Below are 17,217 nucleotides of genomic sequence, written 5' to 3'. Positions count from 1 at the left end.
GGATGAGCCGTATGGAAACCACTTCCCACACCCTGCTTCCCACTGCCGCGTTGTTCAACGACCCGGCCAGCGATGCACGCGCGAACCAGTTCCGCATGCGCCGCCTGCAGGTGCTCAACTGGGGCACGTTCTCGGGCCTGACCGAAGTGCCCATCGCCGAGCGCGGCTTCCTGTTCGTCGGCCGCTCCGGCTCGGGCAAGTCCACCCTGCTCGACGGCATGAGCGCGCTGCTGACGCCGCCGAGCATCGTCGACTTCAACGCCGCCGCGCGCGAAGCCGAACGCTCCGGCCGCGACCGTTCGCTGGTGTCCTATGTGCGTGGCGCCTGGGCCGACCAGCAGGACAGCGAGTCGGGCGAGATCGCCACCCAGTACCTGCGCAAGGGCGCCACCTGGAGCGCCCTGGCGCTGGAATACCACACCGCCCGCGGCGACGCGGTGTCGATCGTGCGCCTGTTCTGGATTGCCGGCTCCGGCACCTCGGCCAATGACGTGCGCAAGCACTACATGGTGATACCGCGTCGTTTCGACCTGGCCAAGGAAATGGAAGGCTTCGACCTGGACCTGCGCAAGCTGCGCGGCCGCCTGGGCGAGGACGTCGGCCACTTCGACAGCTTCACCGGTTATGCCGAGCGCTTCCGCCACCTGCTGGGCATCGGCAACGACATGGCGCTGCGTCTGCTGCACAAGACCCAGTCGGCCAAGAACCTGGGCGACCTCAACGGCTTCCTGCGTGGCTTCATGCTGGAAGAACCGCGCACCTTCGAAGCGGCCGACCGCCTGGTTGAAGACTTTGCCGAACTCGATGGTGCCCACCACGCCGTGGTCACCGCGCGCCGCCAGGTCGAGACGCTGACCCCGGCGCGTGATTTCCACCAGGACCTGATGACCCTGCGCAAGGGTGTGGCGACGCTGCGCGACCTGCAGATCGGCATCGACGGCTTCCGCGAAGAGAAGCGCCTGGAGCTGGTCAACGAGCGCCTGAAAGAAGTGGAGATGCTCGACCGCGGCCTGATGGGCGAGGAAGGGCAGCGCCGGCAATCGCTGGACAACCACGAACAGAAGCTGGTCGAGCTGGAACGCCAGCAGCGCGAGCAGGGCGGTGAGCGAATCGAGGAACTCGAACGCGAGCGCATCCGCGTCGAGCGCGAAGTCGAAGAACGCAGCCGCCGCCGCAAGCAGCTGGAAGGCGCCTGCCGCCAGCTCGGCATGGCCCTGGCCGATACCGCCAGCGGCTTCTCCGAACAGGTGGAACAAGCGCGTGCACTGATCGACGGCACCAAGTCCGGCGCCGGCACGGTCGACGATGCCATTGCCGAGCGCATGGCCGAACGCCGCGATGACGAAAAGCGCTTTGCCGCATTGCGGGTGGAACTGGAATCGCTGAAGGCGGCCCCCAGCTCGATCCCGGCGCCGCTGCAGCAGCTGCGCATGCGTTTGTGCGACGACACCGGCCTGTCCGAATCGGCGCTGCCCTTTGTCGGCGAACTGATCCAGGTCCGCGAAGACCAGATCGGCTGGCGCGGCGCCATCGAGCGCGTGCTGCACGGCTTCGCGCAGTCGCTGCTGGTCGACGAGAAGAACCACCAGCAGGTAGCCGAGTGGGCCAACCGTACCCACCTAGGCACCAAGCTGGTCTACTTCCGCATCCGCGACAACGAGCTGCTGCATGCGCGTGAGCCGGAGAAGCGTTCGCTGATCCACAAGCTGCAGCTGCGCGACCATCCCTATGGCGACTGGGTCTACAACGAGCTGCAGCGCCGCTTTGACTACACCTGCGTGGAAAACGCCGGCCAGCTGCGCAGTGAAGACCGCGCGATCACCCGCGAAGGCCAGATCAAGCACCCGGGCGACCGCTACGAGAAGGATGACCGTCACGCGGTCAATGATCGCAAGCGCTGGATGCTGGGCCACGACAACCGCGACAAGCGCCGTGTGTTCGAACGCGAAGGCCAGGAGCTGGCGCAGCGCATCGCGCGCAGCGAAGCCGACGTGGCGATGCTGCGCAAGCAGCGCGAAAGTGGCCATGAAAAGCAGTTGGCCGCGCACTCGCTGATCGAGCGTGAGTGGGACGAGATCGATGTCGGCCCGCGCCTGCAGCGGCTGACCGATATCGACGAGCAGCTGCTGGACCTGCGCGAAGGCGACAGCGCCCTGGCCCGCATCGGCCAGCAGATTGAATTGACCCGCGGCCTGCGCGACCAGGGCAAGCGCACCTACGAAGACGTGCGTCTGGAACGCGCGCAGTTCTCGCGTGAGCGCGTGCGCCTGGAGCAGCAGCGTGACAACGGCCAGTCACGCGTTTCCAGCGCGCCCCTGACCGAGTTGCAGCGCGAAGGCCTGGAAGCACGCCTGCAGATCCTGCCGGGCTTGAACCTGGAAACCCTGGAAAGCCACTTCCGGGTGATCGAGCGTGGCCTGGCCGAAGAACTCGGCAGCAGCCAGGGCCGCGATGCCAAGCTGACCCAGCACCTGCTGGACTGCTTCCGCAAATACACCCAGCAGTGGCCAGAAGACTCCGGTGACTTCACCGTGTCGCTGACCAGTGCCGACGATTTCCTCGCCCGCCTGACGCGCCTGGAAAGCGATGGCCTGCCGCGCCACGAAGGCCGCTTCTTCGAACTGCTGCAGACCCAGAGCAAGAACAACCTGCTGGCCCTGCAGCGGCACACCGCTGAAGCGCACAAGGCGATCAAGCAGCGCATGGACGAGGTCAACGCCTCGTTGGAGCAGGTGGCGTTCAACCGCGGCACCGTGCTGGCCATTGACGTGCACGACCGGCGCCTGCCGGAAGTGCAGGATTTCCAGCTGCAGCTGCGCGCGGTACTGACCCACCAGCAGACCGAAGACCGCTCGCTGGCCGAGTCGCAGTTCAATGTACTGCGTGACCTGGTGCGCCGCCTCGGTGCCCAGGAGCCGGAGCTGCGCCGCTGGCGCGAGCAGGTACTGGACGTGCGCCTGCATGTGGAGTTCATCGGTGTCGAGCTGGATGCCGAAACCCGCGAGCAGGTGGAAATCTATCGCAGCGGCGCCGGCAAATCCGGTGGCCAGCGGCAGAAGCTGGCGACGACCTGTCTGGCCGCCGCCCTGCGCTACCAGCTCGGTGGCGAAGACGGCGAACTGCCGCGTTACGCCGCAGTGGTGCTGGACGAAGCCTTCGACAAGGCCGACAACGAGTTCACCGCGCTGGCGATGAACATCTTCGAGAACTTCGGTTTCCAGATGGTGGTGGCCACCCCGTTGAAGTCGGTGATGACGCTGGAACCGTTCATCGGCGGCGCCTGCTTCGTCGAGATCAGCGGCCGCCACGACTCGGGCGTACTGCTGATCGAGTACGACGACGAAGGCAATCGCCTGAAGCTGCCGGCGCGCGCGCGCGGTGCGATGGCCCAGGCCAGCGTTGAGGACGTAGTGGAGGTGCAGGTTACTGCTGACGCAGTGGCTGCGCCGAGTGAAGTGGTCGAGGCTGAGCTTGAATCGCCGGTGGTTGAAGCTTCGATCGAAGTGGAAGCGGCCGCCAAGCCGGCTGCGAAGAAAGCCGCGAAGAAGTCTTCGACGAAGAAGAACATTCCGGCCTGACAGCCAGGGCAGCCCTGAAACCCAGGGCACCGAGGCTTTCCCTTCCCCCGCAAGCGGGGGAAGGTGCCCGAAGGGCGGAAGGGGGCACAGCTTGTGATCTTGCTCTGGCTTTTGCTCAAAGCCAAAGCCAAAGCCAAAGCACCCCTCCCCAACCCTCCCCTATGCTGCGCATAAGGGAGGGGGCAGTGCACGGCGGCTGCCGCAGCAGTAGCAATGAAGGCTCATCAGCAATGAAGCGCCATCCCTTCTCCCGCCTGCGGGGGAAGGTGCCCGAAGGGCGGATGGGGGGCGCTTGTGATCTTGCTTTGGCTTTAGCTCCAAGCCAAAGCCAAAGCCAAAGCCAAAGCATCCCTCCCCAACCCTCCCCTATGCTGCGCATAAGGGAGGGGGCAGTGGACGGCGGCTGCTGCAGCAGTAGCAATGAAGGCTCATCAGCAATGAAGCGTCATCCCTTCTCCCGCTTGCGGGGGAAGGTGCCCGAAGGGCGGATGGGGCGCTTGTGATCCTGCTTTGGCTTTCGCCTAAAGCAAAAGCCCCAAACCGTTCCCCTCGGCCTTTGATCAAAAGAACGGAAGCAGAGCAAGTCAATGCGCACATGAAGATGCGTAGCGCAAAGCGCGCACCGCACTTGCTACCCTTGAACCAACCAAGAACACGCGCAACGGAGATCAGCATGCATTACGTCGAAATCATCACCGCCCTGGTGGTGGTGCAATACCTGTTCTTCATCTTCCTGGTCGGTCGCGCGCGCGGCCGCTACGGCGTCAAGGCACCGGCTGTCACCGGCCATGAAGGCTTCGAGCGCATGTACCGGGTGCAGATGAACACCCTGGAGCTGATGGTTGCGTTGGTGCCGTCCCTGCTCATCGCCGCGCGCTTCTGGCCTGCGGAGTGGGTCGCGGCAATCGGTGCGGTCTACCTGGTCGGTCGCTTCATCTACTGGCGCGCCTATGTCGGCAATCCGTCCAGCCGGGGACTTGGCTTCGGCCTGTCGATGCTGCCAGTGCTGGCATTGCTGCTAATGGCCCTGGCCGGCGCGATCCTGCGCTGAGCAAACGCTCACCGATTTGTGGGAGCGGCGTCAGCCGCGAAGCCGGGGAAAAAGAAACCGCCAGACAGCCCTGCAATTGCAGCTGCATCTGGCGGTTCTGTTTTTACAAGTTTCACGGCGCACGCCGTTCCCACAAAAACAAGAAAACCAAGGGAGCCCTGCGGCTCCCTTGGCCGTCATGCAACTCAGAAATCCAGGCTGAGCTTGGCGTAGGTGTAGCGGCCGGGCAGGTCATAGGTGCCCGGGTCATAGCCATTGAGCGTGCAGCTCAGGCAGATCGGCGGGTTCTTGTCGAAGACGTTGTTGACGCCCACGGCGAGCTTCACGCCCTTCATCCATGCATCGGTGCGCCAACTGATCTGTGCATCGTGGTAGGTGGTGGCGCCAAGCCAATGCTGGTCGGCGACACTGTCGGTGCAGATCGCAAAGCCATTGGCACCGGCGCAGCTTTCGCGCAGGCGGTCGATGTAACGCATGGTCCAGTTGACGTTCCAGTTCTGGTAATCCCAGTTGGTGGTGAACGTCGAGCTCCATTCCGGGATGGCGCTGTCGCTGACTTCGATGCCCGGGCCCTTCGGTTCGGCCTGGCCGGATTCATTGATCAGCTCGTAGCGGGTGACCCAGGTCGCCTTCCAGTCGAAGCCGAGCTGGCCCCAGCCGGTTTCCGGCAGCAGCCAATGCGCATTGAAATCCCAACCGCTGGTGTTGATCGTGCCCAGGTTGGCGAGGATGTCCTCGAAGCGGATGATCTGGCCGCGGTCGTTGCGGGTATAGCTTGCGCAGGCGAAGGCATCGCGGCTGTCGATGCAGCGGTCCATGATCGACTGTGCGTCCGGTGCCTGGATCGCCTTGTCGATGGTGTGGCGGTAGAAGGTCACGCCCAAGTCCAGCTTGCTGGCCCAGCTGCTGTCCTCGGCCCAGCTCGGGCTCCACACCGCGCCGGCCATGAACGAGCGGCTTTCTTCCGGTTCCAGCTTGCGGTTGCCGGCGGTCACCACCGAGATCTGCGGGTTGGCCTGCTCGTAACCCGGCGGTACACCGTCGGCGACGCACTTGGGCGTGGTCGAAGCGGCGTTGTTGCAGGGGTCGACGATGGTGGCGTCGAAGCGGCTCAACGTGCCGTACAGCTCACCGATCGATGGTGCACGGAAGCCCTGCGCGAACGACATGCGCAGCAGCAGTTCATCGGCCGGTTGCCAGCGCAGGCCGATCTTGCCGGTGCCGGTGCCGCCGAAGGTGGAGTAATCCGAGTAACGGCCGGCAATGCTCAGGTCCAGGCTCTTGCCCCAGAAGCCTTCGCGCGCCAGCGGCACGTCGAATTCCACATAACCTTCCTTCACCGAATAGCTGCCGACGGTCACGCCCGAGGGCACGCCGTTGTACTCGCCGGCAATGGTGATCGGATCAGGATGGTATTCGCCTTTGTAGCGGCGCCACTCGGCACCGGCGGCGAAGGACAGCGGCCCGGCCCAGATATCGAACAGCTCGCCGGTGATGTTCGCCGAGCCCAGTGACAACGTGTTCTTGCTGCGGTCGCGCACGATCGGCGAGATCCACCCCAGCATTTCCTTGGTGATGGTGCCGGGGCCGCCGAACAGGTTCAGCGGCACGCAGCCGGCAATCGCCGCACAGGCGGCCGGGTCACCCAGCGCCTGGTTGATGTGCTTGATGTTGTAGCTGCCGGTATTGGCCTGGGTGGCCTTGCTCTCACTGGACATCACGTTGATGTCCCAGTTCCAGGTGCGCTGGTTGACCTCGAACACGCCATCCAGCCCGCCGGCCGCGTACCAGGTTTTGACGTCCTGCTCGTAGCGGCGCGGGCCGCCTTCGACCGGTCGCCGGCCGAGCAGGAACAGGTTCGGGTTGGCCCCCATCGTGGTCAGGTCGAAGCCGAAGGGGTTGTAGGGGTTGTTGGCCGAAATGACGAGCCTGGTTTCGGCCCAGTCGTTGTACACACCGGCATCGGTGCCGAGGAAGATCGGCTCCGGCGCGGCCTGGTTGGCCGATTCCCGCTCGCTGTACAGGCCGCGGAACCAGCCGCTGACATTCGGGCTGAACTCGAACCGCACCTGGCCGAACACCGACTTGCGCTCGTTCGGGGTCAGCAGCAGGTTGTAGGGGGCGAAGTTGAAACGGTTGGCGGTGCCGAATTGGATGAAATCATTGGGGAAACCGGCCGCGCCGCCAAAGCTGGCGCCGTTGGGCAAGGTGATGTTGCAGGTTGCCGAGCCTGGAATGGGATTGCCGGCAGCGTCCTTTCCGAGCGGGCAGAGGCCGCCGTAGGTGTTGTTGCCATCCGGCGGTGCGAATACCGTGCGGCCGCCGGGCGTGGCCGAGCTGCCGTTGGCCAGCCCGGTGCCGGGCACCGGTTCGGTGGCCCACTTGTATTCGGACGAACCGATTTCCTTCTGCTTGAACCACGACGCGCCCACGATCCACTGCGCGCGCTCGCTGCTGCCGCCAAAGCTCAGGTCGATGCTGGTGGTGTCGCCGCCCTTGAGGTTGTAGTCGCCGTACTGCACCTCGACGTGGCCGCCTTCGGCACCCTTCTTGGTGATGATGTTGACCACGCCGGCGATGGCGTCGGAGCCATAGATCGAGGAGGCGCCGTCTTCCAGCACTTCGATGCGATCGACGATCGCCAGCGGGATGGTGTTCAAGTCCACTGACGAGCCCACGCCCGAGCCGGAGGACTCGTTGACCCAGCGGATGCCGTCCACCAGCACCAGCACGCGCTTGGGCCCGAGATGGCGCAGGTCCACCGTTGCCGCGCCGGCGCCGACACCGCCGCCATCGGGCGGAAAGCCGAAGTTGCCGCTGGAGTTGAGCTTGGTGCTCAGCGAGGCGCCGCTGGCGGTGAGGTGCTGCACCACGTCGGCGACCGAGCTGTAACCGGTGCGCTCGATGGCTTCGCGGGTGAGTACCTGGACCGGAACCTGGGTTTCCAGCTCGGCTTTCTTGATGCGGGTACCGGTGACCTGGATGCTGTCCAGGGTCTTGGGGGTGCTGTCCGGCGCCTGTTGGGCGAGGGCCGCGCCGGGCAGCAGGCACAACAGCGACAAACGGACAGCGCAGCTGAGGCGGCGCGGGCGTAGCGGTAACAACGTCATCGGAATGCTCCTGGTGATTGCCGGACTACGTGCCCGCCACCATGACGGGCGTAGCCGATTTGTAAGCAATTCGTTAGGTGCAGACAAGCGGAGACGTCTCAACCCGAGCCGTAAACCACACAATGGAACCGCTGTTACATCAGTTCATCGTGATGAATAGCCACCATCCACCAAGTGGTAGCTCCCGGTAATGAACGATGCTTTGTCTGACAACAGGAAGCACGTCAGTGCTGCAACCTCCTCGGCCGTGCCCAGCCGCCCGGCCGGGTGCAGCGCCACCAGCCCGGCGTAGGCGCGGTCGTCCATGCTCTGCAGCAGCGGCGTGTCGATGAAGCCCGGGCCCACGGCATTGATGCGCAGGCCGCGCGCGGAATATTCCAGCGCCGCGCTCTTGGTCATGCCCACCAGCGCATGCTTTGCCGCCACGTAGGCCGCCGCGCCGGCCCAGCCATTGGTGCCCAGGATCGAGGCCATGTTGACCACCGCGCCGCCGCCACTGGCGAGGATGGCCGGGATTTCGTACTTCATCGAATAGAACACGCCGTGCAGGTTGACCCCGAGCACACGGTGCCATTCTTCCAGTGGGTAGTCGGCGGTCTGCAGGCTGGCGCCGCTGATGCCGGCGTTGTTGACCGCCAGGTGCAGGCCGCCGAAGCGGTCCTTGCAGGCAGTGACCATATGCCGCACCGCATCCGGGTCGCTCACATCCACCTGCAGCGCCTGCACCCGCTCACCCAGCGCCATGGCCACCGCGGTTGCCGCGTTGCCATCGATATCGGCGGCCAGCACCTGCGCGCCACCGGCGGCCAGTTGCCGCACCACCGCCTCACCAATACCGGACGCGGCACCGGTGACCAAGGCGATGCGCCCGGCAAAATCGTGTTGCATGGCCGTACTCCCGAACTGCGGCATTGCCGCGACCGGTACAGCCTGCGGGTTTGGCATGGCCACCGCATTGCGCCAGATCAAGCAGCGCCTTCATGCCGGCGCGCTGTGCTGCCCGGGGCGGCTGTGCAGCGGCAGGAAGTCGGCCAAGGCACTGGCCGACATCGGCTTTCCGAAGAAATAGCCCTGGCCGTAGATCACCCCCTTGCTGCGGAAAAAATCCGCCTGCTCGGTGGTTTCGATGCCTTCCACCAGGGTGCGCATGCCCAGGCTGCGCGCCAGCTCGATGATGTGGATGGCCACCTGGCTGGTCACCGCCTCGGTGCAGGCGGTGGAGGTGAAGCTCTTGTCCACCTTGAGGATGTCAAACGGATAGGTGGTCAGGTAGGCCAGGCTGGAATAGCCGGTGCCGAAATCATCGATGGCGATGGCAATGCCCAGTGCGCGGATCGCGTTGACCACTTCCACGGCGCTGTGTTCTTCCAGCAGCCCGCGCTCGGTGGCTTCCACCACGAACTGGCCGTTGCCCAAGCCGATGCTGCGCTGCATTGCCTCCAGTAGTGCCGGGGTCTGCATCGACTGCAGGTCGCGTGGCGACAGATTCACGCCCAGATTGAAACCCGGGTAACGGCGCAGGAAGCCGGTCAGGTCCTTGACCACCAGTTCCAGCACGCGGCGGGTCACCAGCTGGATCAGGCCCGCATCCTCGGCAAACGGAATGAAGCGGTCCGGCGGCACCACGGTGCCGTCCTCATGCTGCCAGCGCAGCAGCGCCTCGGCGCCGATGCAGGTGTTGTCCTGCAGATCGAACACCGGCTGGTAGAGCAGGAACAGGTGGCCCTTGTTGAGCGCGCGCAGCAGCTCGGCGCGCGCCGACACCTGGCGCCGGATCAGGATCAGCGCCATGCCCAGCACTGCCAGCCCGGCAATGACGCCGATCGGGATGAACCATTGCGCGAACTGGGCCACCCGCGCGTCGATGCTGGACAGCGGCGTCGCCACGATCACCCCGGTGACCCCGGGTGACAGCACCCGCCGTACCACCATGTAGCCGCTCTTCGGGTCGATGAAGTGGCCCTTGCCATCGGCCTTGCTGCCGGCTTCGATCCACTCCTGCTCAAGCGCGCCATTGCGTGCGGTGTAGTGGCTGTCCTTGACGTTGAACAGGCCCAGCGACAGGTCCGGCCGCGCGAACGGTGCGATCAGCCCGTCCGGGTACAGCAGCAGCGCGTAACCCTCCTTTTCGACCAACACGTATTGGCGGTCGGCAAGCCCGGGGATCTGCAGCTTGGTATACACGTTCACGCCTTCGGCGGTGCGCACCGAATACGGGCCCAGCACCAGTTGCTGCATCAACGCGCCGCTGGAGGAGCACAGCACCTTGCCGTCCTGCAGGTACAGCGTGCTTTTGACCACCAGCGAGCCCAACCCGAAGCGTTGCAGCCTTAGCCGCCCGGCGTCGCTGCAGGGTGCGTCCCCACTGCCGCGCATTTCCTCGCGCAGCATGCGCAGGGTGGTGGACGTATTGCGGACCTGGCGTTCCAGGTTGGCCGCCACTTCGTCCAGCCCCACGAACTTCTCGCGGATGGCCTGCGTACGGGCCTGGCGCAGGGAGTAGACCACCGGCACACAGGCCAGGACGGCGCCGATGACCAACAGCGCCGCTGCAATTCGACTGGGGCTTTTCAAGTTTCACCATCCCGCTTGGCTGGTGGGTCAGTGGCTCACTATGTGACGTCCATCAATAATTTCCAGCGTGCAGGATTTAGCTATGTGCAGGTCTGCTTCACGCCGGGCGGAAGGTATCCCAGGCCATGCGCGTGATCAGCACCACCACCAGCACCACAAAAAGCTTGCGAATCAACGGAGTGCCGCCGCGCAGCGCAAGCCGGGTGCCGGTCACCGCACCGAGCACGTTGGCTGTCGCCATCGGCACCGCAAACACCAGCAGCACGTTGCCGCTGGGCACGAAGAACGACAAGGCCGCGACATTGGTGGCCAGGTTCACCACTTTGGATGCCGCCGACGCGCGCAGGAAGTCCAGCCCGAAGAACCGCACGAACAGGAAGATCAGGAAGCTGCCGGTGCCCGGTCCGAAGAAGCCGTCGTAGAAACCGATCACCCCGCCCATCGCCAGTGCGATCAGCAACTCGCGCCGGCCAACCTCGCGGGGCCGGTGCAGCGCGCCGAAATCCTTCTTGGCCAGGGTATAGCCCAGCATCACGATCAGCAGGGTCAGTACCAGCGGGCGCACCGCTTCCTTGGACAGCAGGGTCACCGCGGTGGCGCCAAGGAAGGAGAACGCAAACGCCGCCGCGGCGGCAAGCAACACCGGGCGCCAAGGGAAACGCACCGCGCGCGCATAGCGCAGCGCCGAAGCACCGGTGCCGAACACCGAGCTGAACTTGTTGGTACCCAGCAACGCGGCCGGCGTCTGCTGCGGCAGGGCAGTGAATAGCCCTGGCAGCTGGATCAGACCACCGCCACCCACCGCCGCATCCACCAGCCCCGCGATGAAGGCGATGACCAGCAGCCACGGCAGTTCGGGTGGTATCAACTCCAGCATGGCGACTCCGGCGCAGGGCGCGACAGCATACGCGCAGCAGGCGATGGCTCGCTTGGAAGCGCGGCGTGGGTGGACGAAAATGCGCGGATGCAGATATCTCCCAGCTCCCCCTGTCCCTGCGGCCGTGAGCAGACCTACGCGGCCTGCTGTGGCCGTTACCACGCCGGCCAGGCCGCGCCCGATGCCGAATCACTGATGCGTTCGCGCTACAGCGCCTATGTACTGCAGGACGTCGACTACCTGTTGGCCAGCTGGCATCCGGACACCCGCCCGGCGGAGCTTTCGCTGCAGGACGCCCCCGGCCAGCGCACGCAATGGCTGGGCCTGAGCGTGAAGCGCCATGTGCTCACGGGTGACGACACGGCCGAGGTCGAGTTCACCGCCCGCTACCGCGTGGGCGGTGGCAGCGCGGTAAAGATGACCGAACACAGCCGCTTCCAGCGCATCGACGGCCGCTGGTATTACCTCGACGCTGCTGGCTGAAGCGCCAGCGCGTCCCTCGCGCACCGCGCGGGCAGGGCATGCAGCAAGGCAGGGCCGCATTGGTAGAGCCGAGCCATGCTCGGCTGAGGCCTTACCGGTAAAGCCCTGCCGAGCATGGCTCGGTACTACGCTCCTGCCCCCTCCCTTTCGCGTAGCGAAGGGGAGGGTCGGGGAGGGGTGCCTTTGGTTCTTCGCTCCCCTCAAACACCACCAGCCTCGCGGCTCACGCCGCTCCCACAACAAGTCATACCCAGCAGCACAACCCATCACACCCACACCGCTTATCATCAAGCTCCAGCGCAAGGAGCCTATGGATGAACCCGATCAACCTGCTGCGTGCAGGCGCCACGATGGCGGCGCTGCTGCTGGCCCTCCCTGCCAACGCCGCAATCGCCGACTTCGGCAGCTGTGGCGCCTCACTCAAGGCCGCCGCCGTCGCCCAGGGCATCAACGGCGAACGGGTCGATCAGGTTTTCAGCAGCATCACGCCTGACCTGAGCGTGCTGCCACTGCTGGACGCGCAGCCGGAATTCACCACCTCCATCTGGGATTACCTGGCCTCGCTGGTCGACAGCCGCCGTATCGCTGACGGCCGCGCGCTGCTCAGCCAGCATCGCGCGCTGCTGGACCAAGTCAGCGCCCAGTACGGCGTTGATCCGGCCACCATCGTCGCGGTCTGGGGCGTGGAGAGCGATTACGGCCGCGTGTTCGGCAAGCGCCCGCTGCTGCAGTCGCTGGCCACGCTGTCCTGCAACGGCCGCCGCCAGCCCTTCTTCAAGGGTGAGCTGCTGGCGCTGTTGAAGTTGATCGACAAGGGCGACCTCAATCCCGACGGCCTGACCGGCTCTTGGGCCGGTGCCTTTGGCCACACCCAGTTCATGCCATCGACCTACGCCCGCATCGCCGTGGATGGCGACGGCGATGGCCGCCGCGATCTGGTCGCCAGCATTCCCGATGCGCTGGCTTCCACCGCCAATTACCTCAAGCAGTCCGGCTGGCGCAGTGGTCAGCCCTGGGGTGTGGAAGTCCGCATTCCTGCCAACTTCAATACCGCACTCGCCGGGCGCACCAAGCGTAAGCCGCTGGCGGACTGGCGTGCGCTGGGCATCACCCTGGCCGACGGCAATCCCCTGCAGGTGCCGGCCATCGCCGACGACGGCAATGCGGCGCTGCTGCTGCCGGCCGGTGCTACCGGCCCGGCCTTGCTGGTGTTCCGCAATTACGACGCGATCTATTCCTACAACGCCGCCGAGAGTTACGCCCTGGCCATCGCCACCCTGGCTGACCGCCTGCGCGGCGGAACTGGCCTGAGTGCCGCCTGGCCCACCAACGACCCGGGCATCGGCCGCGATGAGCGTCGCGAACTGCAGACACTGCTGCTCGCCCGTGGCCACGACATCGGCAGCGCCGATGGCATGGTCGGCAACGCCACCCGTCGCGCCATCCAGGTCGAACAGCAGCGGCTGGGCTGGAAGGACGCCGATGGCCGTGCCGGCACCCGCATCCTGCAGGCGCTGCGCAATGCCCAGCCTGCCGAGCCCACCGGGTTCCGGCTACCGGCCGGCTATCAGCAGCTTGTTCAATCACCGATCGTACGGAGCAACGTTTCAATGAAGGATGTGCAGGGCCTGAGCACAGGCGACTTCAAGGGTTTCACCGCATGGAAGGTGGAAACCCCGTTCTCAACCGCTGCCATCAGCGTGTTCGGCGGGCAGCTGCTGTCCTTCGTGCCCAATGGCGGCCAGGACGTAATGTGGCTTTCGCCCACTGCCAAGCAACCGCCCACACCCATCCGTGGCGGTGCACCGGTGTGCTGGCCGTATTTCTCGCGGCAGGGCCAGAGCAATGACGTGCCCGCGCATGGTTTCGTACGCACCGTTGCCTGGCAGCTGCGCGATGCCCGCCGCGAAGCCGACGGCAGCGTGGTGCTGACCCTTGCCCCACCAGTGCTGGACAGCCTGGACCTGCGCCTGCAGATGGTGCTGCGCATCGGCCGTACCCTGGAGCAGGAACTGATCACCGAGAACGCCGGCACCAAGCCGCAGACCTTCACCCAGGCGCTGCACAACTACTTCAATGTCAGCGACGCCTTGAAGGTGGATGTCACCGGCCTGGACGGGCTCACCTACCTGGACAAGCTCGACAACGGCAACGCCCATGTGCAGAAGGGCGACTGGAACCTGCGCGACCCGCGTGATCCCGGCCGCAGCGACCGTCTCTATACGCAGGCCGGCGGCCACTACGTGTTGCGTGACCCCGGCTTCAAGCGGGCAATCGACATCAGCACCAGCGGCAGCCGCACGGCCGTGGTCTGGAATGCAGGCGAAGCCGGCGCAGCCAAGATGGAGGACATCGGCGCGGCGTGGCGCAACTACGTCTGCGTGGAGGCGGCCAACGCCGGCCCGGATGTGATCGAGCTGGCCCCGCGCGGACGCCACAGCCTCAAGCAGGTGTTCGAGGTGAAACCGCTTTGAGCGGTTTCCGCTTGTGAGTGCAGGGCGCCCGGCCTGGAGTCGGCGCCTTGCGCTGCCATGAAGGTAGCTGTGCCCACTCAAGGAAGAAACGATGCCGAATACCCAGTGGTATTACACCGATGCACAGCATGAGCGGCAGGGGCCGCTTGCCACCCCGCAGCTGCAGCAGCTGATCGCCGAGGGCGGGCTGGCCCCGGCCTCGCTGCTATGGCGGGCCGGCATGGAGCAGTGGCAGCCGCTGCAGAACTTCGCGCAAGAACTGACCCTGCCCGGTGCCAACGACGCGCCCGCTGCTGGCAGCAACCCTTATGCCGCACCGTCCGCGGTTGTTGCCGATCCGGTGGTCGAGCTGGATGACAGGTTGAAGCCCTACGCTGATTTTGTCGGCAACAACTTCGACAAGTACCGGCAGAAGTGGCATCTGGACGGGGAATACCCCAGCGCCAAGGACACCTGGCATTGGCCGGCGTTCTTCCTCGGCGTGCTGTGGATGCTCTACCGCAAAATGTATGCGCTCGCGGTGCTGTGGGGCGGTGGAGCAATGTTGCTGGGAACCGCGCTGCGCATCATGGGCATCCCGGATATGGCGGCATGGGGCGTCAATATCGGTATCGCCGTGGCCGCAGGTGGGCTGGGCAATGCGTTTTACCTGAAGCACACGCAGAAGCAGATCCAGCAGCTGACGTCCGCCAATACCGGCGGCGCCAACGCACTGCGGGCGCAGCTGCGCCTGCGCGGCGGTACCAGCGTTGCAGCCGTGGTGACTGGCATCTTCGTGTTGATCCTGCTCAACGTGACGATTGGGTTTCTGATTATCTGATCAGGTGCGTGATCGCAGCAGGCATGCGCGCCTGCTGCTGCCGAGCAGGTGCGCGCTCGATGCGCGGCGTGCTCAGCGCGGCGACGGCCGGCGTACTACCAGCAAGGTGACAACGCCGGCCAACAGGCCCCAGAACGCCGAACCAATGCCGGCCATGGTCAGGCCTGAGGCCGTCACCAGGAAGGTCACCAGCGCCGGCTCACGCTCGGCCTCTTCCTTCAAGGCGACCGCCAGGCTGTTGCCGATGGTGCCAAGCAGGGCGATACCGGCCAGTGCCGCGATCAATTCCTTCGGAAAGGCGGCGAACACCGCGGCCACCGTCGCCCCGAACAAGCCAATCACGATGTAGAACACGCCGGCACTCACCGCCGCCGTATACCGCCGCGCCGGGTCCTCATGCACCTCCCGGCCCATGCAGATCGCCGCGGTGATTGCCGCCAGATTCAAGGCATAGCCGCCAAATGGCGCCAGCAGCGTGTTGACCACGCCGATCCAGCCGATCACCGGCGAGATCGGCGCGTCATAACCGGAGGCCTTCAACACCGCCACGCCGGGCACGTTCTGCGACGCCATGGTCACGATGAACAAGGGCAGGGCGATGCCGAACAGCGCCGCCCACGACAGCGTCGGCACGGTGAACACTGGCAATGCCATCTGCAGCTGCACCTGTTCCATATGCATCAGGCCCTTGCCACTGGCCATCGCCACCCCCACCAGCAAGGTCGCGATCACCGCATAGCGTGGAAACCAACGGCGGCCCAGCAGATAGGTGGCAAACATCAACAGCACCAACAGCGGTTGGGTATTCACCGATACAAACACATCCAGGCCAAAGCGCAGCAGCACCCCGGCCAACATGCCCGCCGCCAGCGACACCGGAATCCGCCGCATGGCTCTTTCGAAGACGCCAGAGAATCCGGCCAAGGTGCCCATCACCGCCGCCAGCACAAAGGCACCGATGGCATCGGACAGCGGCAGTGTACTCGCCCCGACCACCAGCATCGCCGCCCCGGGCGTGGACCAGGCCGTCACCACCGGCACCCGATAGCGCAGCGACAAGCCGATACAGGTAACGCCCATGCCGATGCCCAACGCCCACATCCACGATGCAATCTCGGCCTGCCCGGCCCCAACCGCCTGCGCCGCCTGGAACACGATCACCGCCGAGCTGGCAAAGCCCACCAGCACCGTAATGAAGCCGGCAACCACCGCAGGCAACGAGAGATCAGCAAAGAAGGAACGCGGAGCCGGATTGGACATCTATATATAAGCGTGACGGACCAACCCGCATTGTGGCCCAGCGAGCAGGCCCGCGGCTCCCATGCAGCCCGCCGAAGACAAAGCCTTACCACCGTAAGCGGAAGAGGGGCAGCCGAAGCTAGAACCCCTCTCCCGTTCACGGGAGAGGGGCTGGGGTGAGGGCCTCTGTCCGCAAAAAAGCAGGAAAGCATCACCAGCAAGACAAGAACAGCCGCCCAAACAGGAAGAGACTTTGCCAATTCTGGCCCCAAGCCCCGATTTGCCGCTCTGCAACAAAAAGTGATTGCGGTTTTCACAAAGATGTCTAGAATCCACTTCCTCGCTTCACGGCGCCGATCACAGCAGTGACCGGAACCAAGAAACGACGTCACCAGCCTCGAAACAGGGTGTTGACGGAAACAAAAAGCCTGCCATAATAGGCGGCTCGCTTCGACGAAAAGCCTTTGGGCCAACGCTGAAGCGGCCAAGTCAACTACCTCGAAATGAAGTGTTGACGAAGCAGAAAAGCCACTCTATAATGGGCGGCTCGCTACGACGGAAACGTCGCAGCCTACGAAGACGGCGCTGAGGCCTGATTCGAAGTTCTTTGACAGTATGCGCAGGTATCTTGTGAGGACGCCTGCAGGAATGGATGACTGTCCATCTTGCAGACGTTTAATCAAGCAATGATTCAATTGTTTTAATGCAAGCGAAACGTTGCCAGTGGTTGAACTTCTGCAGCTAAAGTTATTGTCTTCGGACATGTAGTTTTAAGTGAAGAGTTTGATCCTGGCTCAGAGTGAACGCTGGCGGTAGGCCTAACACATGCAAGTCGAACGGCAGCACAGTAAGAGCTTGCTCTTATGGGTGGCGAGTGGCGGACGGGTGAGGAATGCATCGGAATCTACTCTTTCGTGGGGGATAACGTAGGGAAACTTACGCTAATACCGCATACGACCTACGGGTGAAAGCCGGGGACCTTCGGGCCTGGCGCGAATGAATGAGCCGATG

The 17,217-nt window shown here is 64.6% G+C and carries 9 protein-coding genes, 1 rRNA gene and 1 pseudogene (1 of these 11 running past the window's edge); 6 read left to right on the top strand and 5 right to left on the bottom strand.

Annotated elements, in window-relative coordinates; translation table 11 throughout:
* Positions 1-95 precede the first annotated feature (95 nt).
* Positions 96-3,380, top strand: a pseudogene (locus tag BCV67_RS09490) (ATP-binding protein); the annotation flags it as partial.
* A gap of 871 nt (positions 3,381-4,251) precedes the next feature.
* Entirely contained in the window at positions 4,252-4,629 is a 378-nt protein-coding gene (locus BCV67_RS09485) for an MAPEG family protein (protein ID WP_062170905.1), read from the top strand.
* A 185-nt stretch (positions 4,630-4,814) separates the two neighbouring features.
* Here the strand turns inward: BCV67_RS09485 and BCV67_RS09480 are convergent, their stop codons facing one another.
* From BCV67_RS09480 to BCV67_RS09465, 4 genes are all read right to left on the bottom strand, one after another.
* Positions 4,815-7,739 (bottom strand): TonB-dependent receptor, encoded by a 2,925-nt coding sequence (locus BCV67_RS09480; protein ID WP_062170907.1) that lies wholly within the window; start codon positions 7,737-7,739, stop codon positions 4,815-4,817.
* A 144-nt stretch (positions 7,740-7,883) separates the two neighbouring features.
* A complete protein-coding gene (locus tag BCV67_RS09475; protein ID WP_062171992.1) occupies positions 7,884-8,627 on the bottom strand; it encodes an SDR family NAD(P)-dependent oxidoreductase in 744 nt (247 codons plus the stop codon).
* 90 nt (positions 8,628-8,717) lie between these two features.
* Complete coding sequence (locus BCV67_RS09470) at positions 8,718-10,313, bottom strand: EAL domain-containing protein (RefSeq protein WP_156455912.1); 1,596 nt, start codon at positions 10,311-10,313, stop codon at positions 8,718-8,720.
* 97 nt (positions 10,314-10,410) lie between these two features.
* A complete protein-coding gene (locus BCV67_RS09465; protein ID WP_062170911.1) occupies positions 10,411-11,190 on the bottom strand; it encodes a sulfite exporter TauE/SafE family protein in 780 nt (259 codons plus the stop codon).
* Between the two features lie 87 nt (positions 11,191-11,277).
* Here BCV67_RS09465 and BCV67_RS09460 point away from each other — a divergent pair, with 87 nt between their 5' ends.
* From BCV67_RS09460 to BCV67_RS09450, 3 genes are all read left to right on the top strand, one after another.
* Positions 11,278-11,673, top strand: coding sequence for a YchJ family metal-binding protein (locus BCV67_RS09460; RefSeq protein ID WP_062171996.1), 396 nt, complete (start codon positions 11,278-11,280; stop codon positions 11,671-11,673).
* A gap of 323 nt (positions 11,674-11,996) precedes the next feature.
* Entirely contained in the window at positions 11,997-14,147 is a 2,151-nt protein-coding gene (locus BCV67_RS09455) for a lytic murein transglycosylase (RefSeq protein WP_428999514.1), read from the top strand.
* A gap of 91 nt (positions 14,148-14,238) precedes the next feature.
* Positions 14,239-14,967, top strand: a complete 729-nt coding sequence (locus BCV67_RS09450; protein WP_062170916.1) for a GYF domain-containing protein — start codon at positions 14,239-14,241, stop codon at positions 14,965-14,967.
* Positions 14,968-15,039: 72 nt separating this feature from the next.
* Here BCV67_RS09450 and BCV67_RS09445 read toward each other — a convergent pair whose 3' ends face one another.
* A complete protein-coding gene (locus tag BCV67_RS09445) occupies positions 15,040-16,227 on the bottom strand; it encodes a benzoate/H(+) symporter BenE family transporter (RefSeq protein WP_062170918.1) in 1,188 nt (395 codons plus the stop codon).
* A 750-nt stretch (positions 16,228-16,977) separates the two neighbouring features.
* Between BCV67_RS09445 and BCV67_RS09440 the strand changes: the two genes are divergently transcribed.
* A 16S ribosomal RNA gene (locus BCV67_RS09440) occupies positions 16,978-17,217 on the top strand (it continues 1,307 nt past the right edge of the window).

Origin of the sequence: Stenotrophomonas nitritireducens, from assembly GCF_001700965.1 — a bacterium.
GTDB classification, from domain to species: Bacteria; Pseudomonadota; Gammaproteobacteria; order Xanthomonadales; family Xanthomonadaceae; genus Stenotrophomonas; species Stenotrophomonas nitritireducens_A.
Note: the sequence above shows the minus strand (reverse complement) of the source record. Positions and strands in the feature narration are given on the sequence as shown.